Genomic DNA, 24,584 nt, shown 5'->3' on the forward strand with positions numbered 1-24,584 from the left:
GAATGTTTTGTGTAAAAATGTTTTTAATAGTGTAAAATATTTTGTACACAAGGAAGGGATAACATGACCTTTTTACATACGGAATTAAAACAGATCATGAACGAAAATATTGTTATTATAAATGAAAAGGATGTCACACCGGCCGAAATCAAAAAAATCATGATGGTGAAAATGCCAGCAAAACCAGTCGTATTTGTTTGTTATAACGGCGCTTATCTTATAAACGTGTCAAGCCAGGAAGATCAATTGCATTATTTAGCCTGTGGAGAAATCGCTATCAATGAACCCATGCAAGATGTGATAAAGAAGCTGCAATTTAACCAAAATCTTATCGTAAAGAATGAACAAGGAATAATTGTTGGGTTGCTTGGTGCACAAGATCTTGCTAAATATCTTTTATCTGCCTTTCAATATTTGCAAGCCTTTTCATCAACAATTCTTCATACTATTGACGAATCGTGCACCGTTATCGACCAAGACCAGCGAGTTCTGTACTGGACAAAGGGTGCGGAGAAAATATTTTCGGTAAAACAAGGTGACATTATCGGCAAGCCAATTACGGAGTTTTTTAATCCAGACCGATTGGAATTATTAAATTCGTTAAAAACCGGTACATCACTTCACCACAGCCAGCACCACGCCCGAGAAGATCTAGTCGTGCTGATTAATTCCAACCCGGTTTATTTAAATGGTGAGATTGTCGGCGCCGTTGTATCAGAAACAGATATTACCAGCCAAATCCACCTTCATAATGAATTGTCCAATACTTCGGAAAAACTGTTTTCTTTAGAGCAGGAGGTCAAAAAAATCAGGCCAACCGACGACCCATTTCAGTACATTAAAGGAAACAGCACGAAATTAAAACAGACGATTAAACACACCAGAAAAGCAGCGTCGACTAACGCGAATATCCTTATTTACGGGGAAAGTGGCGTCGGAAAAGAATTATTTGCCAAAGCCGTTCACACGTTACGGGAAGATAAAAATGCATCATTTGTTGCCATTAATTGTGGTGCGATCCCCGCGGCCCTTTTTGAAAGTGAAATATTTGGTTACGAAAAAGGGGCATTCTCAGGTGCTAATCAAAAAGGCAAAAAAGGAAAGATTGAGTTAGCGAAAGATGGCACACTGTTTTTAGATGAAATTGGCGAAATGCCTTTGGAAATGCAGGTAAAGCTGCTACGTTTACTACAAGAAAGGAAATTCTATCGGGTTGGTGGCACCAAGGAAATCGAAGTAGACTTTCGAATTGTCGCAGCCACCAACCGTGACTTGAAAGAATTAGTCCAAGCCGGAAAGTTCAGAGAAGATCTGTATTATCGGTTGAATGTTGTCAGTTTAGAAATACCTCCACTGAGAATACGACCGGAAGATATCATCGAATTAACCCATTATTTTCTTTATGAAGTGTCCATTAAATATCACCGCCCTATCCATGGCATGTCACAGGCACTTATGCAGGCACTGCTACAGCACGATTGGCCGGGAAATATTCGCGAATTAAAAAATGTGGTGGAACGGCTTGTGGTATTTTCGGAAGACGGGGAAATGAAATTGGAAGATTTACCGTTTGAGACAGAGAATATTGAATTATCCCAGGCTGACCATTCATACACACCGCATTCAAATGATACCCGTTCACTGAGTGAGCGACTACAGGCGGTCGAAAAAGAGATCATTACCCATGAACTAAAAAAGGCAGACGGCAATAAGCTGCAATGTGCCAAAAACCTACAGGTAACCCGGGCAACATTATACAACCGGATAAAAAAACTTAATATAAACATGTGAAGCGAGTCATTTTGGTATGAAACTTGCATGAGTAGTTAAAAAGCACATTCAAAAAGGAGGATAAACTGGACTCTTGAACATCCTCTTAAAGAGAAAAATTGGGGTGATGCAGATTGAAAGAAACAGACATGGTTGTATGCCGTTGCGAGGAAGTAACGTATGAAATGTTAATGGAGACTGCAAAAGAATATCAATGCACCGCAAGGGAACTAAAATTACGCACAAGGGCCGGGATGGGTTACTGCGGCGGACGAACCTGCCGTTGTATGGTCGACCAAATTGCCACTTCCTTAACAGGCGAAAAGAATAATAAACAAGTTTCCTTAAAATATCAACCACCAATACGACCAATTCATTTTGGGCAACTGGGGAGAGATGAATCATGAGTGAGCGAATAACAGACCATCCAATACTAGGAAATTTATCGGAAAGAAAACAGGTTTCATTTACCTTTAATCATACCGTCTATCAAGGGTTTGAGAACGAATCTATCGCTGCTGCACTATTAGCCAATGGAATCCGAACATTGAGACATCACGAGGAAAGCGGCTCCCCCAGGGGGATCTATTGTAATATTGGCCATTGTTTCGAATGCCGGGTAACGGTGGACGGTGAGCAAGGTGTCCGTGCCTGTCTGACACCACTAAAAGAAGGAATGATTGTTGAAAGCGGTGGACAACTGCCGTCACCCGTAAAAGAATGGGGGCGTAGAAATGCATGATGTACTAATCATCGGAGCCGGTCCTGCAGGATTATCAGCTGCAGTTACATGTGCCGAAAAAGGATTGGATGTACTAGTTATTGACGAATACATGATGGCCGGTGGACGTTTGCTTGGTCAGTTATATGAAGAGCCGGATGGTAACTGGTGGAATGGTTGGGAGGAATCTAAACACCTTCATCAGCAAGCATTGGATCTTGGCATCGAATTGCGGTTACATACATCAGTCAACAATATCGAAAAATCGGCTTCAACATGGTTGGTTTATACAGAAAACGAAACGTTGCAGACAACTAATCTGCTATTGGCAACTGGTGCCGCTGAGTCTCCGGTCCCCATTCCGGGTTGGACATTACCTGGTGTAATGTCGGTTGGAGCAGCCCAGGTTATGACCAACGTCCATCGAGTCAAACCTGGCAAGCGAGGTGTTATTATTGGGGTCAATGTTCTTTCCGCTGCAATTGCCATGGAGCTGCAATTAGCTGGAATTGATGTGGCTTCTCTAGCATTACCAAGCATGAATCGAATCACAAATGATGCAGCACAGCCAAGGGAAGTGCTAGATTCATTGTTGCATGTCTCGCATATGGCCCCTTCCCCACTTGTGCGGCTTGGAAGTAAGTTTATGAAGACCGATTTCATGAAAAAACTTGGTGCCACCTTTTATCCTAAAAAAGGAGTGAAAATGTGGGATATCCCCGTTCAACTTAGAAAAGCGGTCATTGAAATATATGGTGACAAACAAGTTGAAGGTGTCACCTTGGCAACCATCGATACAAATGGCGAAGTAGTTGCTGGTAGCGAAGAACAGGTGGTAGCTGATTTTGTTTGTATAGCGGGTGGACTTTATCCACTTACTGAACTGGCCGCAGTTGCCGGGTGTCCATTTTATCTGATTGATGAACTGGGCGGCTATGTTCCATTACATAACGAACGAATGGAAACCACCCTTGATGGGTTATATGTAGCTGGAAATATTACTGGGATTGAAGGAGCCAAAGTTGCAGCAGCCCAGGGTGTAACAGCGGGATTGTCCATAGCAAAACATGGAGGCGTAACCGGATTAGATCAGGAAATAGCAGATGCTGTCCAAGCAATTGAACAAACAAGAGATAGTGCCTATATTCAGTTCCATCCTGAAGTGAAAAAAGGAAGAAGACTGATGGAAGAAGAATGGGCAAAGCAAGTAATCTATGTATAAAAAATAGCCAGTAGTAAAACTAAGAATTTACTGCTGGCTATTTTTTAACACAAATCTGAAATAAGAAGAAAAGTATTCGTTTCAAAATTTATAATTTAAAACAAAACATTAAATGTATTACCCATTGCGTTATAAACGATATATGACGTCATAAAAGCTTTAGTGGTAATCCTATAATTCGGACTAATAGTAGCTTGGCATGAATTTTGCATAAATAGGTTTAAATACATTTTAATCTACAATCTGTACAAAGTTAATTTAATGAGAAGGGGATACTTAAAACTTTTCTAACGGTTGACGGTGATTGTTGCCGTGGATTAAAAAATGTTAAAGAAGAATGGCGCGAAAACTTGCTAGAATCTATTTTTATATGCGCTTAAAGCATGATCAAATTAACAAAATTATTAAGGAGTGGTTTATTTGAAACCGCAAAACCCGAAATTGTATGAAGTGGTTATTGTATTTGTTGTTTTCCTTACAATGATGACGATTTCAGTTGCTGTTTTCAATATTTCGTTTCAAATTCCGTTACTAGCTTCATGGTTTTTATTGATTGGTTACGGATTAAAACTAAAACATAGCTATAAAGAGCTCGAAAACGCGATTTACGCCGGCATAGCAAAAGGATTTGCCGGTCCGCTTATTTTAATTACCGTTGGAGCCTTGATCGGTACTTGGATTGCAGGTGGTATCGTCCCTTCATTGGTTTATTATGGGCTGGAAATTTTAAATCCAAACGTGTTTCTAGTAGTTGCCATGATTGTATGCGCGATAACATCTATAACAACGGGGACTTCATTCGGAACAATTGGTACGACTGGAATTGCCATGATGGGCGTAGGTGCAAGTTTTGGGATCCCATTACCATTAGTAGCAGGTGCCGTCATCTCTGGAGCCTATGTTGGAGATAAATTGTCCCCCCTATCCGATACAACAGTCATGACGGCATCGCTAGCCAAGGTAGATGTTATTGAACATGTGAAGGGTATGCTTCCTGTAGGCGTGCCAACAATGATTATTACAGCACTTATCTTTACAATTGTAGGCTTTTTCTACGTAGATAAAGAAGCGGATCTAACACTTGCCGAAAATGCAGCGGCAGATTTACAGAGTGTATTTAATATCCACTGGTATAACCTACTACCTCTGGCAATTGTCATTCTATTACTTGCCTTTCGAAAGCCGCCTATTCCTGTTATTGCTTTCGGTTCCTTTTTAGGTATTATATGGGCGATCGTATTTCAAGGCATGAATTTCGTTAGTGCGATCGAATCGGCATACAGTGGGTTTACAATTGACTCAAGCTCTGATTTTCTTAATAATTTACTGAATACAGGTGGAATTGAATCCATGCTTGGCGTGATTGCCCTAGTTATATTATCGCTTGGGTTAGGTGGCTTATTGGATCAGCTAGGGATATTGAGACAAATTGCTAATATTTTTGATAAATGGGTTAAAAATAGTAATGGAAAACTAACATTCTCTACCATGTTTACAGCTTTTTTGGGTAATTTGTTCGGAAGTTCCGCGTACGTAGGGGTAATCGCAGGATCAACCGCGACAGCAAAATTATATGATGACAGAGGTATTGATCGTAGGGTGCTATCCCGAAATTCGGAAGGTGGAGGTACCGTTACAAACCCAATGATCCCCTGGACGGATGCGGGTGTATTTTTAACAACAACGCTTGGTATACCAACATTAACGTATTTACCCTTTATGTGGTACAACTTTGTCGGTGTGATCGTTACCTTTATACTTGGCTATATGGGTTGGTTTTTCTGGGATAAAAAGAATAAGACAAATGATGATAACCAGTATCAAGAACAAAAAACGTTATGAAACCTTCTGGAATATTGTAATTCTGGTTACGCTTTTAGCAGCACTCATGAAAAAACGCCACGAGTGCTGCTAAAAAATGTGCTGGCACAATTGATATTAATCCCAAAGCCCTACCTCCCCAGTATCGTTAATCCAGTTGAGGATATGTCCTGAACATACGAACACACCACTAAAATTTTCTTGGTAGAAACGGACAGCATCAGTTGTTATGGTTTTGTTAGGTATAGTTTTGTTTTCTTTATTTTTTGTTTAATTAATGGGACCGAATGTCTACCAGGTTATCCTCCACATTGTGATCCAGCTTGTCATCCGGATTACGGCTTTTTCCCCAAGGTTCATCGCTCCTACAAAGAAATATGACTATTATTATATCAAATCTGTTGCGTTGTCCCAGTATGCCCTTCCCCGGAAATTAAGTTCCAAGGCAGCTTTCAGAACATCTTCCATGGTTCGTTGAATTTTCGGTGCGATCAAAAATAATATACAACCTAAAATAGCGGAGAGACCCCCTATTACACCGAAATACAAGATTTCCCGTATCAGGTCCAACCAAACGTACAATTTGCGCATTGATACCTTGTCCAGCCGCGTTAGTTAAATACCACAGACTCATCGTTTGGAGACTAGTTTAGGTACAAAATATATGCCAAACCCGGACTTTTTCTGTATTTAATGATAATTTTAAATAACCAATCCTATCTATTTACTATCGGGTATGTATTGTGTATCCGTAACACATCGGATTTAAAAAAATTTTACAGTTAAACCAATCTTTTAAAATTATTTTACATTTTATTCGCCTATTTTGTTCGTAAATATTTTTATTAAACCCCGAAACATGTCGTTTTTTAGATGACTTTTTTGCTTGGCACAATTATTGCATATATTACAAATAGTGATTTGAACGTTGTTTGGTATTCAAATCGTTATTTGTAAAACTGAAAGCGAATTCACCAATAGGAGGTGATTTCCCTCATACTAGAGTCCAAGATTAACCTAACTATTATCCATAAAATCTTTTTTTGAAATAGGAGGAAAACAATTATGACAAGATATCGACTAGCAGCTGATATCGGGGGTACATTCACTGATGTAGTTTTATTTGATAAACAAACTGGACAATACAATACAGAAAAGGTACCGACAACACCTGAGAACTTATCTGAAGGAGTTTTAAATGGCATTTATCGAATGGTACAGGATTTTAATCAAGTTGATTTCTTTGTACATGGTACCACGGTAGGATTAAATGCCTTCCTTGAAAGAAAAGGTGTAGGTATGGCATTAATCGTTACTTCCGGATTCAAAGACCTGTATGAGATTGGACGAGCCAACCGATCGGAAATCTACAATATACAATATCGACAACCCACTCCACTCATTAAACGCCGGCACATTTTTGAGGTGGAAGAACGTGTATTAGTAGATGGTCAAATTGAAACACCACTGAATGAAGGTAGTCTGCAACAAGTAATTGATGAAATTGCTGAAAAGAATTATGACTCTGTATCAGTTTGTCTACTCCATTCGTACAAAAACCCGGAACATGAAAAATTAATTAAGAAAAAGATCAAGGAACAACTACCGGAAATATCTGTTTCATTATCTCATGAAGTAGTACGAGAATGGCGAGAATATGAAAGAACAAGCACCACTGTCATTAACGCATACATTGCACCGATTGTAGAACATTATTTGTCAAAATTTGAAAGTGAAATCGACAATAAAGGCTTGGATAGAGACTTATACATTATGCAATCCAACGGTGGCGTCATGACATCAGAAATTGCCAGGTCTAAACCGATACAAACGCTTTTATCGGGACCAGTAGGTGGAACAATGGGAGGCTTGACATTGGGTCAAAAAACCGCTAATGAAAACCTGATCTGTGTTGATATGGGCGGTACCAGTTTCGACGTTAGTATGGTCATTAATGGAGACCCGGATGTGACATCTGAAGCCGATATTGAAAAATTCCCAATACTGTCCCCGATGGTTAATATGCATACGATTGGAGCTGGTGGAGGTTCAATAGCTTGGATTGAAGGTGGTGGCTTACGTGTTGGTCCCCATAGCGCTGGTGCTACACCGGGACCCGCCTGTTACGGTAACGGTGGTACAGAAGCAACTGTTACGGATGCCAACCTTATTCTCGGGCGTATCGATGCTGATGGCTTCCTAGGTGGAAAAATAAAACTGGATTGGAATGCTGCCTATGAAGCAATTCAAAAATTAGCCATAGAACTTGACTTAAGTGTAACCGAAGTTGCTGAAGGTATTTGTGATATCGCTAACGCAAAAATGGCTGATGCGATTAGAACATTAACCGTATCAAAGGGTATCGATCCACGCGATTTCTCTCTAGTTGCATTTGGAGGAGCCGGACCAATGCATGCCATGTTGATTGCAGATCATTTAGATATCAACAAAATTTTAATCCCAACTGTTGCAGGAACCTTCTCAGCATGGGGAATGCTACAAACCGATATCCGTCATGATGATGTACGTAGTTACATTTCTTACCTGGAAAATAGTGATTTCGGTAAGATGCATGCACTATTCGGTGAAATGGAACGTGAAGCAGAGGTAATTATACAACAGCAAAACATAGAAAAAGAAAATATACAATTTACGCGTTTAGCTGATTTACGCTATGTAGGACAGGAATATACGGTAACAGTACCGTTAATAGATGGACAAATTAACGATAGTTCTATTCGGCAACTAACAGAACTATTTCATACCACCCATCAGAGAATATATGGGCACAACAATCCTGAAGGGGCTGTAGAAGTTGTCAATCTACGTATTGTAAGTTTAGGCAAATTAGAAAACGAGGAAAGTGCGCAAAGTACGAATAAACCATTAGGGACCCCTAAGCCAATTCGCAGGAAAAGGATAGTATGGAATAACCAGGAGATAGAAACACCCGTTTATTCAACAAATGATCTGAACTTTGGCCATACGATAAGTGGACCGACAATAATCGAATCTTCCACTTCAACCATTGTTGTTCCGCAACATTATCTTGTAAACGTTGACACAATGGGAAATCTTGAGGTAAATAGGAGGAATGAAAATGAATGAAACAGAAAAGAAGGCACCGATTTTTTTGGAGAATCCAATTACAACGGAAATTATTCGTAATGCTCTAATATCTGCTGCCGAGGAGATGAACGAAAGCCTGGCTCGTAGTTCCTTCTCTCCAATTATCTATGAAATGAAAGATTGTAGTGTAGGGATATATAATGAACATGCTGAATTACTCGGTCAATCATCAGGATTGCCAACTTTTTTAGGCAATCTGGATGTTTGTATAAGGGAAACTACTAATTTCATTGGTGGAAATGATAAGTACAATCCAGGAGATGTCTATATTATGAACGATTCATACCTGGCCGGGTCCCACCTAAATGACATTACAATCATTTCTCCTATATTTTTTGAAGAGGAATTAGTTGGTTTTTCAGCAACACGTGCCCACTGGTTAGATGTTGGCGCAAAAGATCCCGGTTATCCTATGGATGCAATAGAAATTTTTCAGGAAGGAGTTAGAATACCACCAACAAAAATTTATGATGCCGGCAATCCGCGTAAAGATATTATTCAGCTAATTACGATGAACAGTAGGTTAAGTGATTCAGCTTTAGGCGATATGAATGCGCAAATTGCTGCTTGCCGAACTGGGGAAAAAAGGGTATACGAAATCATCAAAAAACACGGTGTTGACACGTTTAGACGCGCAATCAAAGACATTTTTATGCAGTCGGAGATTATGGATAAAGAACAAATTACTAGTATACCTGATGGCGTATATGAAGAAAAGGGGTATTTGGACAATGATGGCGTAACGGATGATCCCGTATTGGTAAAAGTTAAATTGACGGTAGCCGGTGACCGATTAACCATTGATTTAACGGGATCCAGTGAGCAACGACAAGGTATGACCAACTGCGGTCTAGCACAAACTGTTTCCGCTTGCCGTGTAGCTTTTAAACACTTAATTGGCCCAGACTCACCTGTAACCGGTGGTAATTTTAAGACAATGGATATTATCGTTCCTAAAAAGACTATATTCAGTGCCGAAGAACCAGCAGCTTGTGGATGGTATTTCACTTCCCTTGGATTGCTAATAGATTTAATTGTAAAAGCACTATCCCCTGTGTTAAAGGAACAAAGTGCAGCAGCTCATTACGGGGATTCCATGGTAATTACCTTCGCAGGAAGAGACGAAAAATCGGATGAAACATTTTTATACGTTGAACCTACTGCCGGTGGATGGGGCGCATTTTCCGCGAACGATGGTCAATCTGGCCTAATCAATAATTCTAACGGAGATTTCAAAAACCTTCCTGTTGAAGTACTTGAAGGAAAGTACCCTTTAAAGGTCAACTCTTATTCATTAAGAAAAAATTCCGGTGGTGCTGGTAAAACTCGTGGAGGACTTGGTATTACAAGGGAATACGAAGTTCGAACCAAAGCAAATTTATCACTCTGGTTTGAACGTTCTAAAACTCCGGCCTGGGGATTGTTTGGTGGTGAAGCCGGTAAGCCTCCTAAAGTTACCATTAAGACATCGAGTGGAGAAGAAGATATGTTAAAGGTAAACGCAAAGCCCCTTGCAAAAGGAGATCGGGTTGTCGTGAAAACCGGTGGTGGAGGCGGTTTTGGAAATCCACTTGAACGCTCCCAAGAACAAGTATTGGAAGATATTATTGATGGTTACATTGACACAAATACAGCTTATAAAGAATATGGCTTTACCTATGATGCAAAAACAGAGCAAGTCCACCGGGATTAAAGTCATACCTTAATAAGAGGTATGAGATATTAACGTGAAGGAACTGGAGGGGGCTGTCACCTCCCCTAGTCCTTCACCATCTACTACGGTGCCTTGATAACCAAATTTGTTCGGATATAGAATCAGTAAACATTTTATTTCATTGATAATTAATAGATTCCAACCCTTAAGCAAGATAGAATAAATAAATTTATTCATGTTATCGTTTGCATAAAATTTATAATCTGGGAGGTTTTATGTATATGGACAACAAAAACGATTCGCCTTTGTCTTCAGTCCCAGCATCGGAACGCAACCATTGGATTGTTCCTGCTAGTATCTTTGGTGGTTTGGAATTTTCAGTACCTGTTATTATGGTTGGAGCAACATTAGCAGGAAGCTTTAGTTTATTAAATGTTTTTTGGATATTAGTCATTGGACTAGTGATTATACAATGGATCGGTAATACAATACAAGGCTATCTTGGTGCTAAAACAGGACGCCCCTCTTCCGTTATCGCAAGGTCATCCTTTGGTTCCATTCAAGCTCGATTCATAGTAGGTTTAGCTCTTGTCGTGTTAAATGTGGGCTGGTTCGGTATCAACACATCTGTGGCAGGAAATGCTCTATCAGCAGTATTTGGAATAAATTACACGGAAAACTGGTTTCTTTGGGCGATTATAACGCTTATTGCTGGATTATTATTTGCCCTTCCAGCTGTATTAGGTTACAACTCAATGAAATGGACAGATTATATTGCCGTTCCCGCGGGCATCCTCCTTATATCAGGTGGAGTTTATTATGCATTGAGGGGGGAAGGTTGGGAAAATATACTTTCATGGAATCCGGAACCTTCCATAACTTTTTTTGGAGCAATTAGCTTAGTTTTAGGGGCAAACGTAGCCCAATGGTTAATCGCTTCTGATTACACTCGATATTCAAAACCAACTTTTAGAGATCAATCTTTAATCCCGCTAGGAATTGTTGCGATTGGTATGCTTTTTTTCCTAACCGGTGCAGTAATGTCTGCAGGAGTAGGAAATCCTGATATAGTTGCTGTCATGCAAGATCTTGGTTTTCCATTTTGGGGCTTTCTTATCTTATGGATTGCACTTTGGACTAGTCAAATTGTAGCAAGCTATTCAATCGGTTTAGCAGCATCCAATATGTTAAATGTCAATACTTCTAAAGGTAGAGCAGTACTAACGGTAACCGGGTCCATTATAGGGGTTGTGCTAGCAATTGGTGGTATATTGGATTATTTCATGGACTTTTTAACCATCATGGCTGTTATTTACCCTTCGATTGCTGCAGTCATGTTTGCTGATTTCTTCTTTATTCGTAAGCAGGAATGGGTTGATAACAAAGGTTGGAATTGGATTGCAACGATTGCAATATTAGCAGGCTCACTGGTTGGATACATTACTGAATATGTTGTCCAATATGGTATTCCAGCTCTGCAGTCCTTAATCATCTCAGGTGTTGTTTATTTACTAGTCATGAAGGTAAAAGCACGTATCAAACCGGATCATTTCACAAACACAGATTATGTGGAAAAAGATTTAGTCGGATAAGCCTAGTTTTTAGTTAGAAATAGTGTTAAAATAAACTGAATAGTAAATACATTCCAGTTCGTCTTTCCCCAAGGATTTTAAAACAATTTCTTGGGGAAAAATTGTTTTAAAATCCTTCGCGCATCACATCTCTAAATTCAACTACAAAATGATGAAAACCGGTAAAATGCGCATTTCCTGCCACTTTTGGAACAATCGCATCATATTTGTCAACTTTAACCTCAGAAATTACCTTGCTTGAAAAAGTGCCGTTTGTAATACTTTCGTGAATAAAGGTTTCCTCTTTTTGTAATTTTCCTCTATTGTACAACGTTGCTATCCTTGCACTTGTTCCTGTCCCACATGGTGAACGATCTATTTGTCTGTCCGCAAAAATTGTTACATTTCGTAATGTTGCATTTTCATTCAAAGGATCATCAGAAAATATGACCCCGTATATATCTTTTAAATCTGCTTGTAGTGGATGTACCACTTTTAAATTAGATTCAATATATTCTTTGATCTTCATTCCCCAATCCTGTAGGTTATTTAAATTGTCCTTATTCACCTGTAAATTCAGTTTGACACTGTCTAGAATCGCATAAAATGCTCCGCCAAACGCAATATCAACTGTAAATTCACGGTTATCAATTTTTATCGGAAAATCTTTTTTATACACAAAAGATGGAACATTTTCGAATGAAACCTCTACTACCTCTTTTCCAACACATTTTGCATAGGCAAATACCTTTCCGGCCGGACTATCAATAATAAATTTTCGTCTATTCCCGTTTACTTGATATTTGCCAGTCTCAACTACCATCGTAACAATGGCAATAATACCGTGACCACACATAGTACTCCAGCCCTCATTGTGCATAAACAATACACCAAAGTCAGCATCATCTGTTGCTGGTGGCGTTATGATGCACCCATACATACCGTGGTGTCCCCGTGGCTCATTCATTAATGTTTTACGAATGTGATCCAAATGTTTTACACAGTATGCTCTTCGTTCCGGTTGTGTATCTCCTTTGATTTCCGGCAGACCCCCCGTTATAATTCGTAACGGTTCACCTGCTACATGTAAATCAACAGTTGAAATCAATCTGTCAAAATTCATACTGTCTCCTCCCTTCCTCCTTGATCATTTTATTGCAATTACAATGCCAATTTTTGACCTCTTCAAAACGTTACCATGGTACAAATCTTGCATGTTATACTAGAGAAAAAGGAGGATCATTTTATGTCGATTGATTATCGAGCTAGATTAGATGCATTACAGAACCATTTAAAGGAAAATAATATGGATATTGCCATGATTATGACACCGGCAAATGTATTCTATTATACCGGGTTTAATTCCGAACCTCACGAACGATTCATGGCTCTTGTAGTGGACAACCGAAAACAAGAAAATATACTATTCGTTCCAGCACTAGATAAGGAAATAGCTGCTAATGAATCATTCATTAAAAATATCGTCCCTATTTCCGATGAAGAAGATCCTTACGCGATACTTCAAGAAAAACTGGACGGGAATATCGCGCGCTTCGGACTGGAAATGAAAAAGGTTAGTATGTTCCAACACCAACGTTTAGCTTCGGTCTTCCCTGACACTACATATGAAGACATTCAGCCATTTATCAATGGTCAGCGATTGAAGAAATCAAGAAGCGAAATCGCCTATACGCAAAAGGCGATCGATATTATTGAAAAAGTCATGGCAGAAGGAATTAAAAAAGCAAAAGTCGGCATGAGCGAACTAGAATTGGCCGCTGAACTGGAATTCCTGATGAAAAAATTTGGTGCAGAAGGGCCATCATTTTCCACCATTGTATTATCAGGCGAAAAAGCTGCGTTACCACACGGAACTCCAGGCAATCGCAAGTTCCAAAACGGTGATTTCCTATTAATCGATATGGGGGTAACGATTGCGGAAGGGTATTGTTCCGATATTACCCGAACTTTTGTTATCGGTGAAGCAACGGAGAAACAAAAGGAAATATATGAGATTGTTCGAAAATCCACCCAAACAGGAGTCGATGCCGTCAAAGCTGGCGTGCCACTGAAAACGTTTGACATTGAAGCAAGAAATGTGATTGAGAACAGTGGGTATGGAGAGTATTTTAATAACCGGATCGGCCATGGTCTTGGTATTGAAGTACATGAAGAACCATCTGTTCACGAAAATAATGAACAAATTGCGGAAAGTGGATTGCTTTTTACCATTGAACCTGGTATTTATATTCCTGACTTTGGTGGCGTGCGGATTGAGGATAATGTATATATTAATGAGAATGGTGAAGGAGAATTATTGACTTCCTTTCCAAGGGAATTACAAATTTTGTAACATGCAAGCATGAAATAGCCCCTGCCTATTATTTTTACTATAGGTGGGGGTTATTTCATAATGATGTTTAATAACAATAATAACTTTCCAAATCAAATGGATATATTCTATTTACTCCACTTTAATAATTGAATTTGGCATAGTTATTGCATGTATAACAATAAAGGGGGTATATGAATAAATGTACCTAGAATTCTGGAATTAGCAAACACCAATAATGCAGTGTTGGAGCTTATTATTTTCGATCACTCCCCCAAAAAAACATAGAGAACAAATTAATTGGAGGCTTTTTGATGAAATATCAACGTTTAGGAAACAGTGGAGTAAAGGTTAGTGAGATTGGACTGGGAAGCTGGTTAACTTATGATGAATCCACCAAGCAAAACACGGCTGAGGCATGTATTCATAAGGCATATGAATTGGGAGTTAATTTTTTTGACACAGCCAATGTGTATAACCATGGTGAAGCGGAGAAAGTTGTAGGTAAAGCACTTAAAGCTTATCCGCGTGATAGCTATGTACTGGCGTCAAAGGTTTACTTTCCGATGGGAGACGGACCGAACGATCGTGGTCTTTCTCGGAAACACATAATAGAGCAATGCAATGCCAGCCTAAAACGGCTAGGTGTTGATTATCTTGATTTGTATCAATGCCACCGGTTTGATGAAGAATCACCAACAGAAGAAACATTGCTTGCGTTAAATGATCTCGTTCGCCAGGGAAAAATACTTTATTATGGTACAAGTGAATGGAGTGCAGCACAGTTGACGGAAGCTGCACATATTATAAAAGAACGGAACTTGCATCCAATTGTCTCAAATCAACCTATTTATAATATGCTTGTCCGTTATATTGAAAAAGAAGTGTTGCCGGTGAGTCGAAAGAATGGTATCGGTCAAGTGGTATTTTCACCGCTCGCACAAGGCGTTTTGTCCGGAAAATATAAGCCGGGACAAGGAGTTCCATCTGATAGCCGAGCAGCAAATGACAACAATAATTTTCACATTAAAAAGTATTTGAATGATGAGATATTGAAACGTGTTATGAAATTAGATCATATTGCTCAGGAGCTGGGTATTAAATTGTCACAGTTGGCGATAGCCTGGATTTTGCGTCAACCAGGCGTCAGCTCCGCTATTGTTGGAGCAAGTCGTCCCTCTCAGGTCGAGGAAAACGTGAGAGCTGCTGACATTAAATTGACAGATGCTGTTTTAGTTGAAGTTGAGGATGTGTTAAAAGAGATTGATCAATTTGTTCCGGATGCTGGACAGCTCGTTGATAAAGCTTAATTATATGGAAAGGCTGTCTCAGTGACAAAAACTGAAACAGCCTTTTTCGGTATAGGAAGCCATAAGGGCCTAGTTTTAGTTTCTTCCGAGTATATTAAGTATAAACAACTTCATTTGCAACATCTCCACGACACAACTTCAGATAAGGTTACAAGATATAAAGCGGAGTTAACGTTTGTTAAACGGACGCTGTTGTCACCAAGGAATGATATGCAGGAATGTGTATAGGTATATATATATATAGCTAACATTCTTTCGGGGTTTTAAGGCTTAGTTAGGAGTTACAATTGCATTATTCATTTCCCATAGTGCTAGAAATTTTATAATCAACTAGCATTAAATACCTCCGATCTATATTTTTACTATAGATTGGAGGTATTTGATGCCAATGGATTAGCACAATAAAATTGTTCTGCATTTTTTGTTTAATCCATCCCTTTTATCTTATTTACCTATCTTGATTATCGAACTTAAGAAACTATAAATCGCATCCCCTGCTATGACTCCTGCCGCCGCAATCGTCATATTTTGTTCATGTTGCGGAGATTTTTTAAGTACGATTATTCTGATAATGATACCTACTAAAACCGCCCAACCTGCAAGCGGATTGGTTAATAGCAGACCCGTGCTAAACAAAATCCCCAGCTGTTTCCCAGATCCTCCAATAAGTTGTAAAATCGCACCTGGTATAGCCCACATGATCAAATGCAGTGCAACACTATCAGATACACCTGATTGGATTGCAGCCGCATATACATGATTAATCGGAGGAACTAAACCTTGTGAGAAATAATGATTAAAGGTAAGCAGCACAATGATGGCCGCAACAGAAAATCCAACCATTGCTGCAAATAATTGATGTTTACGTCCTTCTTTTTCAAATGCTGGATCTTTGCCATTTCCCCTAAGGATATACCCGGTTTTCAAATCATAACCCATATCCGCAAATGCAACTCCCGTACACGCACTGAAACCTGCTAACATGGCTAACGCTTCGATTGGAAAACCGATTAATATGCCAATGATTAGGGTAATTAATGCTACTGCAAAAGCCGGAAACCAGCCAGCATGCATGGCAGCAATACCAACAATTAGTTCATGGGCAAATGCTGCCGCCGCTGCAAATAAAGCAAAACCAATGATCATGAAAAGTGACATATTTGTGTACAAGCCGCCTATGATGGCCATAATAATGGAAACAATCACATACGCTAAAAAACCGTAGCCAAACCCTTGGCCAATCTCCCTCGTATTTTTTGCATACGCTTTTTCTTCATTTTTGAGCTTTTTGCTTTTATTAAATATAATGAACAAAACTTGAAACAGTGCTACAATACCTGCACCAATCATAAATCCGTGCGGTATATAATAGTCATCTAAATTAATGCCTATGATTGATGGAGAATATGAGCTAACCAACAAACCCAAACCAAACATTGTAAGTGCCCAAATATTCCCAATGAAAGCAACACCGAATGCCGACATCGGTATTTTTAATATGGAGCCTACTATTCCAACACCAATCCCAGTTAGCAGATATTTGGCCCTTTTTCCTCCCTCATCACCAGCTTTAATCGCTTCCGCAGTAGCAATACCAGGAGGCCAAGCTTCTTTTGCCGGGAAAACCTTCGTGTCAAAAAACTTATACAATAACAACGCATCAACAAACATCGCCATGATGACACCAATAAAAAGAGGAATAATTAATTGATTCATTCCCAACACATATGGTATTCCAATTGGGAGAATTAAACTGCTTGCTGCCCCAAAGGTTGCTGCAGAGATAGATGTTTGTACTAAATTTTGCGAATGAATCGATTTGAACTTTACTAACTGTTGTAACGGTATTCGGGCCAAAATCATGGCAAACACAGCACCTACAATCGACGTGTTTGCTGAAATTCCTAATGACGTAATTAACTGAACACCGATTATCGCCCCAATCGCCGCTAAAAAGATGATTACTGTTAATATCGCCGGATCCTTAATGGTCGGATGCTTAATATCTGAGTGTTTAACATCTATGAATTCTTTTTCTTCCATCGCTGAACCTCCCCAGTTTCGTAGTTATTGATATTCATCAACATCTAATAGTTGAATATAGTGTTCGATTTCCGTTTTCCTCTTTGAAAGCCTGTCTAAAAAATAGCTTTTTTTATCTGGGTTTATCCGGTAAATAGGTCCCGCAACGGTTAACGATCCGAGAATTTTCTTATCCCTACCAAAGATAGGAACCCCGATACCGAAAACATCTTCTGAAAATTCCCCTTCTGAGTAACACCACCCCTGTTGTTTGATTTCCTGCAGACTGCTTAAAATTTCTTCTTTGTCTACTAAGGTTCTATCGGTAAATTTTTTTGTCCCGTTTTGAAGAATTTTCATTTGTTCTTCTAGAGGCAGGAACGCCATAATTACTTTACATGAAGCCCCGGCATAGAGAGGGGTTTTATAGCCGATGGATACGGCAAATTTAATTTGCTGAGGGCTTTCCGAAATTTCCACCGTTGTACCAGCAAAACCATCTCTCCATGTCAAAAATACAGATTCATTTGTCTCATTACTAAGCGAATTCATGATAGGAACAGCAAAGTCGGATAAATGAACCTTATGCCGAGCAGCCGATAATAAGTCAAGCATCTTTGATCCGAGTTCATACCTTTTGGTCACATGATCCTGTACCAAAAACCCTTTGCTTTCGTAAGTCTTTAATATCCGGTATAAGACGGTATGATTCATATCCATTTCCTTGGCAAGTTCTCTTAAACCCCATTCTGAATTTTGTTCAGTGAACTTACTTAATACATCTAACGCGGTTCCTAAAGTTTTTAAAGTCATACGCATCACCACTTTTCAAGGATGTTCAAAAAGTCCGATAAAAATGACACATAGGATTTCTCCCGCCTTAACGGGCGGTAAGATCCGCCACTTCAACGGTCGGGGAACTAAAGAAAATGATTAGGGATCAACTGCCCGTAAAGGTCCGATTGGTCGGCTAGTTTCTAATTCCGATGCAAAAAACAGCGCCGCCTCGAACTTCTCGGTCCTTTTTGTTCTCACTTTTTGAACACGTTTCTTATTAATCATCTTTTAACTTTACATCAAATAGTTTCTCTGCCTCTGCTTTACTAAAAAATTCATTTTTGACATCCAGTTTCACTTTTTCTTTATCTCTTAACTTAGGATCACCATAGCCTCCTCCTGAAGGTGTGACCAATTGAACAACGTCGCCTTTATTCAACCCCATTCTTGTTGACACTCCAAACGGGCCAACAACTTCTCCGTCTTTTCGATAAACCTTTATCAGGCTGGATGCACCGTCATTCCCACCGTTCATCCCCCACGGTTTAAATGAAAATCTTCCATAACTTGCCGATAGATGTTGCTTATCACTTAAAATTTCATACGATCGAACAACACCTTTACCACCAATAAATTCACCAGCGCCACTACTGTCATCACGGAAACTGTATTCCTTTACCCTTACACCATACTTTATTTCTGCTACCTCGATGGGAACATTATATGTTTCACCGTCTCCCATACAGAATTGTCCACCCTGACCGTCGTGATTATTACCTGCTCCCCAACCACCTACAGAAGGCTCTACAATAAGGAAATCATCGTTTGTATCGGGATGCACCCCTGACAATGTTACTGAACATACCGATAACAAATGACCTGCCGAAAGTCGCTCCGGTAAATACGGGGCAAGCGCTTTCCAAATAAGTTCTGAACCGCCTAATCTGGCTTCAAAATTCATCGAAACAGGAGCAGGTCTTTCCGCAGAAATAATGGATTGCTCGTCTGTGATAATTCGTAAAGGCTTAAATAGCCCTTCCGTGATATTGAATTTCGGCTGAAGGATGGCTAAAAACATCACCCTTACACTAGCAACTAATCCATAATAAGAGCAGTTTACCGGATTTGTTACTTGTGGATGCGATCCCCGGTAATCACAAATAAATTCATCATCGGTGATGGTTACTTTTACTTTGATGTTATAAGGTCCACCTTTTTTTGGATCCCCTTCAATAAAGTCTTCCGCTTCAAAGGTACCTTTAGGCAAGAGCGCTAATTCTTTGCGTGCGTATGTTTCAGAACTTTTTATTAAGTTATCAATAACATCCGTAACCGTGTCCGATCCATAACTATTGCATAATTCGTCAAATCGTTTTGCACCAGTTCTTAACGCAGCAACCTGGGCCCACATATCGCCAATTGATAATTTAGGCAGCCTTACATTTGTGGAAATAATTTTTTCAACCGCTTTATTTAACTTTCCTTTTTCAAATAATTTAACACCGGGCAGCTGGATACCTTCTTGATATATCTCAGTAGCATCATTCGTAAAAGAACCGGGATCCTTCCCGCCAACTTCCGTCCAATGTCCCTTATTGGCTGAAAAAGCAACTATCTTCCCATCAGAAAAAATCGGCATCACCAAGCCAACATCTGAGAGGTGAGAACCCCCGCCAGTATATGGGTCATTAATAATAATGATATCTCCCTCATACAAATCATCTTGGTGATCGGCTATTACCGATTTAACCATTGGACTCAACATGCCAATAAACGAGGTAACCCCATTTCCCTGGCTGACTAAATTCCCTTTTGCGTCAGTTAAACCACATGCATAATCCAGTACTTCATAAATAATCGGGCTCATTGATGTCCTTGCCAAGGCAGCAAACATTTCGTCACCAATCGATAATAATGAATCTTTTATTACCTCATTTACAAATGGGCTATTATTGTTCATAATCTTTTTCCACCTCAACCTCGATAATAATATTTCCGAATGCATCGATTTCTGCTTTTTGATTATCCAAAATTAACGTTGAAGACGTACTTTCTTCGATAATCGCCGGTCCCATTACAACATGCGATGGATCTAACAAATTTCTGCTGTGAATTGGAATTTCTATCCATCCTTGATCCCTGAAATAAACATTCCTATGTTCCAGAACGGTTTCTTCAAGTGAAGTCCCAGTTTCTTCCAATCTGCGCAATTTATGCTTTTCCACCTGGCCGAAACCTGTTAAATGAAGGTTTACTATTTCAATTTCTGCATCCGGCAGCATAAATGTATAGCTTTGTTCATGTAACTCATGAAATTTATTTTTTAAGTTTTTTATAAAATTTGCATCCCACGGATCATTCGTAATTGGAACCTTTACCGTATGCTCTTGTCCTTCATAACGAAGATCAACAAATTTATTAAAAATAACTCCCTCATTTAGAATGTTTTCTTCAGTGTATTGTTCTAGGGCTTCTTGCTCCATCTTATTCCATAGATTATTAATTTCATTGAATTCTATTCTATTTAATTTCTGTAAATAGGTTTGAATATAATCATGGCGAATGTCAGTCATAAGCATGCCCCAAGCCGAAAAGACAGACGCTGAAAAAGGTACGACAACTTTTTTCATACCCAAGTTCCTTGCAAGTTCAGCTGCATGCATCGGTCCCCCGCCACCAAAGGCAATCATCGTAAAATCAGAAGGGTTATATCCTTTCCTTACTGAAATGAGCTTTAGTGCATTTAACATATTGGAATTTGCCATCTCGATAATTCCTAATGCTGCTTCCTCTGTTGTCGTATTGAATTTATCGGCAATCACTTCTTTAATCGCGTTATTAACTTGTTGTTTGTTTACCTGGTAATCAAAGTTTTTCTCGGAAAGTCTACCAACTAATAAATTTGCATCGGTTGTAGTTGGCTGTTCTCCCCCCTGTCCATAACATACCGGACCTGGATTCGAACCAGCGGATTGTGGACCTACCTTTAAAGAACCCAATTCGTCAATCCAGGCAATTGATCCACCGCCATTTCCAATTTCCACAATATCTACTACTGGAGCCTTAATCGGATACCCCGCACTTTTTTCCGACTTTTCTATATAATAATCAGTCGTAACCCGAACTTCACCATTATTGATTAATGAACATTTTGCAGTTGTACCACCGATATCAAAAGCAATAATATTACTCTCGCCTATCATTTCTCCTAATACAGCTGCACCATAAATTCCGGCAACTGGTCCTGATTCTACCAAATTTATCGGATAGTCTTTTGCACTTTCGAAAGTAGTTACTCCCCCATTGGATTGCATGATATATTTAATGCCATCATAATGATGATCACTCAATTTATTTGATAGATTGTTAATATACGTGTTCAATATTGGCTTAACATATGAATTTAAAACGGCAGTATTCGTCCGTTCATATTCCCTCCACTCTTTAGTTATTTCACTTGATGCACTAACAGGTATGTCCGGCCAAACTTCTTGCACAATTCTGACTACCTCTTGTTCATGAATGGGATTTTTATAAGCATGTAATAAACAAATTGCTATCGCCTCAACCTTTTCCTGTTTGAAATAATCTACAATATCGATGACATCTAACTTATTTAGTGGCTGAAGAACCTCCCCTTTGTAATCCATTCTTTCCTCTACTTCTTTTCTTAAATATCGCTCAACAAAAGGTTTTGGTTTTTCATATTTAAAATTATATAAGTCTGGTCTATTGCCCCGAGCTATTTCTAATACATCTCTAGTTCCTTTTGTCGTAATTAGTCCAACTTTTGCCCCCTTTCTCTCTGTAAGTGTATTGATAACAACGGTAGACCCATGGAAAAACATATCAATAGATTCAAAACTTATACCGCTCTTCTCAATGACATCAATGATACCGTTTTCAAAGTTTGGTGGAGTGGAATGCGCTTTATCGAATCCCATATTTCCTTCATTATCAATATAAATAAGATCAGTAAAAGTACCTCCGATATCTGTAGCGACTCTCATCTATTTCTTACTCCCTTCACTAGTTGGTTCCCTATTAGAAACAATGGTTCAATTATTTATATTCTACACATTACCACATGTTTAGAAAATTTACAACATAGTTTGATAATGTAGTTGAGAAAATTGTACAAAAAAGGCCACACGATGAGCCGCCGGAGATTGTTCAGCGAAAAAAATCCCATGTCCTGTGGGTAACATCATGCAGTCTCAAAAACCCGTATAAAAGATTACCTCCAATTATACGGGTTAAATAAAACGAAAATATAAGATTTTAATTAGCCTTTTTTTCCACTTTTTCCACTTCAGAATCACCTGATCCGGTTTCTGTAAAATGATCAGGTGCTACCTTGGCTTTTATTTTCATGGCAATATAATATACAACAGCAGAAGCAATTAAGGATTGTACTGCAGGTATTCCAAAGGTTGTTACATATTGCGTGATATATCCCAATACCGTTCCGAACACCAAAGCTATAGTCGCCATCCAATTCCAGCCACGATTATCCTTCCAGGTACGTTTTCGAATAAAGAAGAAATCAGCCATCATAACGCCGGCTATTGCTGGGTATACTAATGCGGTCAGGTACAAAAAGTCCATAAAATAATCAAGTATACCTGCTAAACGCAACGACAATGGCAATAATCGTGCCACCTAATGTAAGCAGTGCTCTTCCTTTATTAGAATTGACGTTTAACATATTGGCAAGCGCCAGGCCCATACTATAATTGTTAACAAGTTGACTTGTCCATGTTGCAAACCATAAAATTAAAAATCCCCATACCGGAAACCCCAAGTTCATCATAACATTGACAATATCAGCATCCCCAACGCCAACAGACATGACCGCGCCAACGATAAATAATGGAAAACCCACTACAACAATACCGGTTGGGACCAGAATGTTATCTTTAATGGTTGGTTTGGCGTAGCGAGTGTAGTCAGAAGCAATCACCCACTGCGATACATTCGCACCGATAACAAGGCTAATGGCTGCTAAAATACCGATTGTTGGTTCTGGATTCCAATGCGAAAGTGTTTCCCATCCTGTGTTTTTTAATGCATAATAGATGCCGCCTCCAATTAAAAGCAAGCCAGCCGGAACTGCAATATAATCGGTCCATTTCATCGAACTATACCCAATAATCGATGGGATCGCAAAAAGCAACCCTGCTATAACTGTAATGAATGCCCATAATCCCCATTGTGTTGTATAATCAACACCGAACATTGCCGAAATGGCATTCCCTGCAACAGATGTCTGCACAGCCCACCAGCCAAGGGAAACAACAAAAATCGTTAAACCAACGATAAACCGGGCTTGTACCGATCCAAAACTTGTTCTGGCAATAACCGATGAAGAGCGTCCTGTTTTCGCTCCGATATACCCTTGTAACGCATTTCCAACCCATTGGATCACAAAAAGAGCCAGGATTAGGATAAAGAAAATCTCACTTAGGCCATAGCTTCCCGCTAATGTGGCCCCAACCATTAAAACAGGTATCGTAAATTCAAGACCACCAAAAATCATTGCCGGAGTTAACCAATGTTGCCGCTGATCAGTCGGAACAGCCTGAAGCACCTGATCATTTTCCATACTATTTACCTTTTTATCGTTCATCTTCACCGACTCCTTTATAGAGGATGTTCAAAAAGTCACCAAATAATAAGCGGCGAATCTCTTCGTTGGCATGCTTTTCCGCTCCCCCTGTACCTGTTTATGTACACTCCGGTGCTCAAAGCTATGCTGCCTCGACCCTATTGCTTCTAATTTGACAACTATTTGAACTTACATTTATATATTATTTTCTTGGAGTTCATCTTGGCTGTTACTTTCTCAATATTACTTTTTAATAAGGTTGAACATTCAGATAAATTCCGGTATAGTAGTAGAAAAGACAGACATCTTCTCTACTACTTAACTTTAATCATTTTGCCTTTACAAGCGTGCAAACAATCTCACAAGGTTCCTCTCCTGAATTGATTGTCCAATGTTCCTCTCCAGCAGGTATAAAGGTTGCACTCGATTCCGAAACTTGAAAAGGTTTTCCTCCACTTTCCCCCTCCATTTTTCCTTTTATAATAATGGAGTATTCATTTTCTTCATGTTTGGATAAACCTTCTTTTGGCACTCGTTCGCCGGGGAGGATTGTTACCGTACTAAATTGTACATCGACTGAATCCGTTTTCTCTTCAAATAATGCCCGTAAACCCTTACCGGCAAAACCTTTTTCCTTTACTTCCATT

General features: G+C 39.3%; 16 protein-coding genes and 2 pseudogenes. 10 read left to right on the top strand and 8 right to left on the bottom strand.

Going from position 1 to position 24,584, the window contains the following annotated elements; translation table 11 throughout:
- Positions 1-63: 63 nt before the first annotated feature.
- The 5 genes from O2S85_RS11250 to nhaC all read left to right on the top strand — a co-directional run bounded on the left by O2S85_RS11250 (position 64) and on the right by nhaC (position 5,555).
- On the top strand, positions 64-1,791 hold the full coding sequence (locus O2S85_RS11250; protein ID WP_269409432.1) for a sigma-54 interaction domain-containing protein: 1,728 nt from the start codon (positions 64-66) through the stop codon (positions 1,789-1,791).
- Positions 1,792-1,904: 113 nt separating this feature from the next.
- The gene (locus O2S85_RS11255) at positions 1,905-2,177 is read left to right on the top strand and encodes a (2Fe-2S)-binding protein (RefSeq protein WP_269409433.1); all 273 of its coding nucleotides are present in this window, start codon (positions 1,905-1,907) and stop codon (positions 2,175-2,177) included.
- The gene (locus O2S85_RS11260; RefSeq protein WP_269409434.1) at positions 2,174-2,512 is read left to right on the top strand and encodes a (2Fe-2S)-binding protein; all 339 of its coding nucleotides are present in this window, start codon (positions 2,174-2,176) and stop codon (positions 2,510-2,512) included. Before O2S85_RS11255 ends, O2S85_RS11260 begins: the two co-directional genes overlap by 4 nt.
- Complete coding sequence (locus O2S85_RS11265) at positions 2,505-3,713, top strand: NAD(P)/FAD-dependent oxidoreductase (protein ID WP_269409435.1); 1,209 nt, start codon at positions 2,505-2,507, stop codon at positions 3,711-3,713. The genes O2S85_RS11260 and O2S85_RS11265 overlap by 8 nt, the downstream gene beginning before the upstream one ends.
- 420 nt (positions 3,714-4,133) lie before the next feature.
- Positions 4,134-5,555 carry a Na+/H+ antiporter NhaC gene (gene nhaC, locus O2S85_RS11270; protein WP_269409436.1) on the top strand — a complete coding sequence of 474 codons (1,422 nt, stop codon included), beginning with the start codon at positions 4,134-4,136 and terminating at the stop codon, positions 5,553-5,555.
- A gap of 435 nt (positions 5,556-5,990) precedes the next feature.
- Here the strand turns inward: nhaC and O2S85_RS11275 are convergent.
- Positions 5,991-6,180, bottom strand: a pseudogene (locus O2S85_RS11275) (MFS transporter); the annotation flags it as partial.
- Positions 6,181-6,599: 419 nt separating this feature from the next.
- On the opposite strand from O2S85_RS11275, the gene O2S85_RS11280 reads away from it, so the two are divergent.
- The 3 genes from O2S85_RS11280 (at position 6,600) to O2S85_RS11290 (ending at position 11,909) form a co-directional block, all read left to right on the top strand.
- Positions 6,600-8,642 carry a hydantoinase/oxoprolinase family protein gene (locus tag O2S85_RS11280; protein WP_269409437.1) on the top strand — a complete coding sequence of 681 codons (2,043 nt, stop codon included), beginning with the start codon at positions 6,600-6,602 and terminating at the stop codon, positions 8,640-8,642.
- Entirely contained in the window at positions 8,635-10,356 is a 1,722-nt protein-coding gene (locus O2S85_RS11285; protein ID WP_269409438.1) for a hydantoinase B/oxoprolinase family protein, read from the top strand. The genes O2S85_RS11280 and O2S85_RS11285 overlap by 8 nt, the downstream gene beginning before the upstream one ends.
- 236 nt (positions 10,357-10,592) lie before the next feature.
- Positions 10,593-11,909: a purine-cytosine permease family protein gene (locus O2S85_RS11290; RefSeq protein ID WP_269409439.1), complete on the top strand. Its 1,317-nt coding sequence runs from the start codon at positions 10,593-10,595 to the stop codon at positions 11,907-11,909.
- Between the two features lie 106 nt (positions 11,910-12,015).
- Here the strand turns inward: O2S85_RS11290 and O2S85_RS11295 are convergent, their stop codons facing one another.
- Positions 12,016-13,011: a proline racemase family protein gene (locus O2S85_RS11295; protein WP_269409440.1), complete on the bottom strand. Its 996-nt coding sequence runs from the start codon at positions 13,009-13,011 to the stop codon at positions 12,016-12,018.
- A 123-nt stretch (positions 13,012-13,134) separates the two neighbouring features.
- Here O2S85_RS11295 and O2S85_RS11300 point away from each other — a divergent pair, with 123 nt between their 5' ends.
- Positions 13,135-14,241 carry a M24 family metallopeptidase gene (locus O2S85_RS11300; RefSeq protein ID WP_269409441.1) on the top strand — a complete coding sequence of 369 codons (1,107 nt, stop codon included), beginning with the start codon at positions 13,135-13,137 and terminating at the stop codon, positions 14,239-14,241.
- Between the two features lie 293 nt (positions 14,242-14,534).
- Entirely contained in the window at positions 14,535-15,530 is a 996-nt protein-coding gene (locus tag O2S85_RS11305; protein WP_269409442.1) for an aldo/keto reductase family protein, read from the top strand.
- Positions 15,531-15,974: 444 nt separating this feature from the next.
- Here O2S85_RS11305 and O2S85_RS11310 read toward each other — a convergent pair whose 3' ends face one another.
- From O2S85_RS11310 to O2S85_RS11335, 6 genes and pseudogenes are all read right to left on the bottom strand, one after another.
- The gene (locus O2S85_RS11310; protein ID WP_269409443.1) at positions 15,975-17,573 is read right to left on the bottom strand and encodes an OPT/YSL family transporter; all 1,599 of its coding nucleotides are present in this window, start codon (positions 17,571-17,573) and stop codon (positions 15,975-15,977) included.
- A gap of 24 nt (positions 17,574-17,597) precedes the next feature.
- The gene (locus tag O2S85_RS11315) at positions 17,598-18,365 is read right to left on the bottom strand and encodes an IclR family transcriptional regulator (protein WP_269409444.1); all 768 of its coding nucleotides are present in this window, start codon (positions 18,363-18,365) and stop codon (positions 17,598-17,600) included.
- 241 nt (positions 18,366-18,606) lie between these two features.
- Complete coding sequence (locus O2S85_RS11320) at positions 18,607-20,289, bottom strand: hydantoinase B/oxoprolinase family protein (protein WP_269409445.1); 1,683 nt, start codon at positions 20,287-20,289, stop codon at positions 18,607-18,609.
- The gene (locus tag O2S85_RS11325) at positions 20,279-22,339 is read right to left on the bottom strand and encodes a hydantoinase/oxoprolinase family protein (protein ID WP_269409446.1); all 2,061 of its coding nucleotides are present in this window, start codon (positions 22,337-22,339) and stop codon (positions 20,279-20,281) included. Before O2S85_RS11325 ends, O2S85_RS11320 begins: the two co-directional genes overlap by 11 nt.
- Positions 22,340-22,610: 271 nt before the next feature.
- A pseudogene (locus O2S85_RS11330) lies at positions 22,611-23,958 on the bottom strand (purine-cytosine permease family protein).
- Between the two features lie 307 nt (positions 23,959-24,265).
- Positions 24,266-24,583 (bottom strand): cupin domain-containing protein, encoded by a 318-nt coding sequence (locus tag O2S85_RS11335; protein ID WP_269409447.1) that lies wholly within the window; start codon positions 24,581-24,583, stop codon positions 24,266-24,268.
- Between the last annotated feature and the right edge of the window lies 1 nt (position 24,584).

Source organism: Lentibacillus daqui, from assembly GCF_027186265.1.
Lineage (GTDB): Bacteria > Bacillota > Bacilli > Bacillales > Amphibacillaceae > Lentibacillus_C > Lentibacillus_C daqui.

What these genes read in the sequence shown, in the direction of transcription:
- O2S85_RS11295 (WP_269409440.1), bottom strand. Translation starts at nt 13,011, where the DNA reads ATGAATTTTGACAGATTGATTTCAACTGTTGATTTACATGTAGCAGGT.
- O2S85_RS11250 (WP_269409432.1), top strand. Translation starts at nt 64, where the DNA reads ATGACCTTTTTACATACGGAATTAAAACAGATCATGAACGAAAATATT.
- O2S85_RS11305 (WP_269409442.1), top strand. Translation starts at nt 14,535, where the DNA reads ATGAAATATCAACGTTTAGGAAACAGTGGAGTAAAGGTTAGTGAGATT.
- O2S85_RS11320 (WP_269409445.1), bottom strand. Translation starts at nt 20,289, where the DNA reads ATGAACAATAATAGCCCATTTGTAAATGAGGTAATAAAAGATTCATTA.
- O2S85_RS11335 (WP_269409447.1), bottom strand. Translation starts at nt 24,583, where the DNA reads ATGGAAGTAAAGGAAAAAGGTTTTGCCGGTAAGGGTTTACGGGCATTA.
- O2S85_RS11285 (WP_269409438.1), top strand. Translation starts at nt 8,635, where the DNA reads ATGAATGAAACAGAAAAGAAGGCACCGATTTTTTTGGAGAATCCAATT.
- O2S85_RS11260 (WP_269409434.1), top strand. Translation starts at nt 2,174, where the DNA reads ATGAGTGAGCGAATAACAGACCATCCAATACTAGGAAATTTATCGGAA.
- O2S85_RS11315 (WP_269409444.1), bottom strand. Translation starts at nt 18,365, where the DNA reads ATGACTTTAAAAACTTTAGGAACCGCGTTAGATGTATTAAGTAAGTTC.
- O2S85_RS11325 (WP_269409446.1), bottom strand. Translation starts at nt 22,339, where the DNA reads ATGAGAGTCGCTACAGATATCGGAGGTACTTTTACTGATCTTATTTAT.
- O2S85_RS11310 (WP_269409443.1), bottom strand. Translation starts at nt 17,573, where the DNA reads ATGGAAGAAAAAGAATTCATAGATGTTAAACACTCAGATATTAAGCAT.
- O2S85_RS11280 (WP_269409437.1), top strand. Translation starts at nt 6,600, where the DNA reads ATGACAAGATATCGACTAGCAGCTGATATCGGGGGTACATTCACTGAT.
- O2S85_RS11265 (WP_269409435.1), top strand. Translation starts at nt 2,505, where the DNA reads ATGCATGATGTACTAATCATCGGAGCCGGTCCTGCAGGATTATCAGCT.
- O2S85_RS11300 (WP_269409441.1), top strand. Translation starts at nt 13,135, where the DNA reads ATGTCGATTGATTATCGAGCTAGATTAGATGCATTACAGAACCATTTA.
- O2S85_RS11290 (WP_269409439.1), top strand. Translation starts at nt 10,593, where the DNA reads ATGTATATGGACAACAAAAACGATTCGCCTTTGTCTTCAGTCCCAGCA.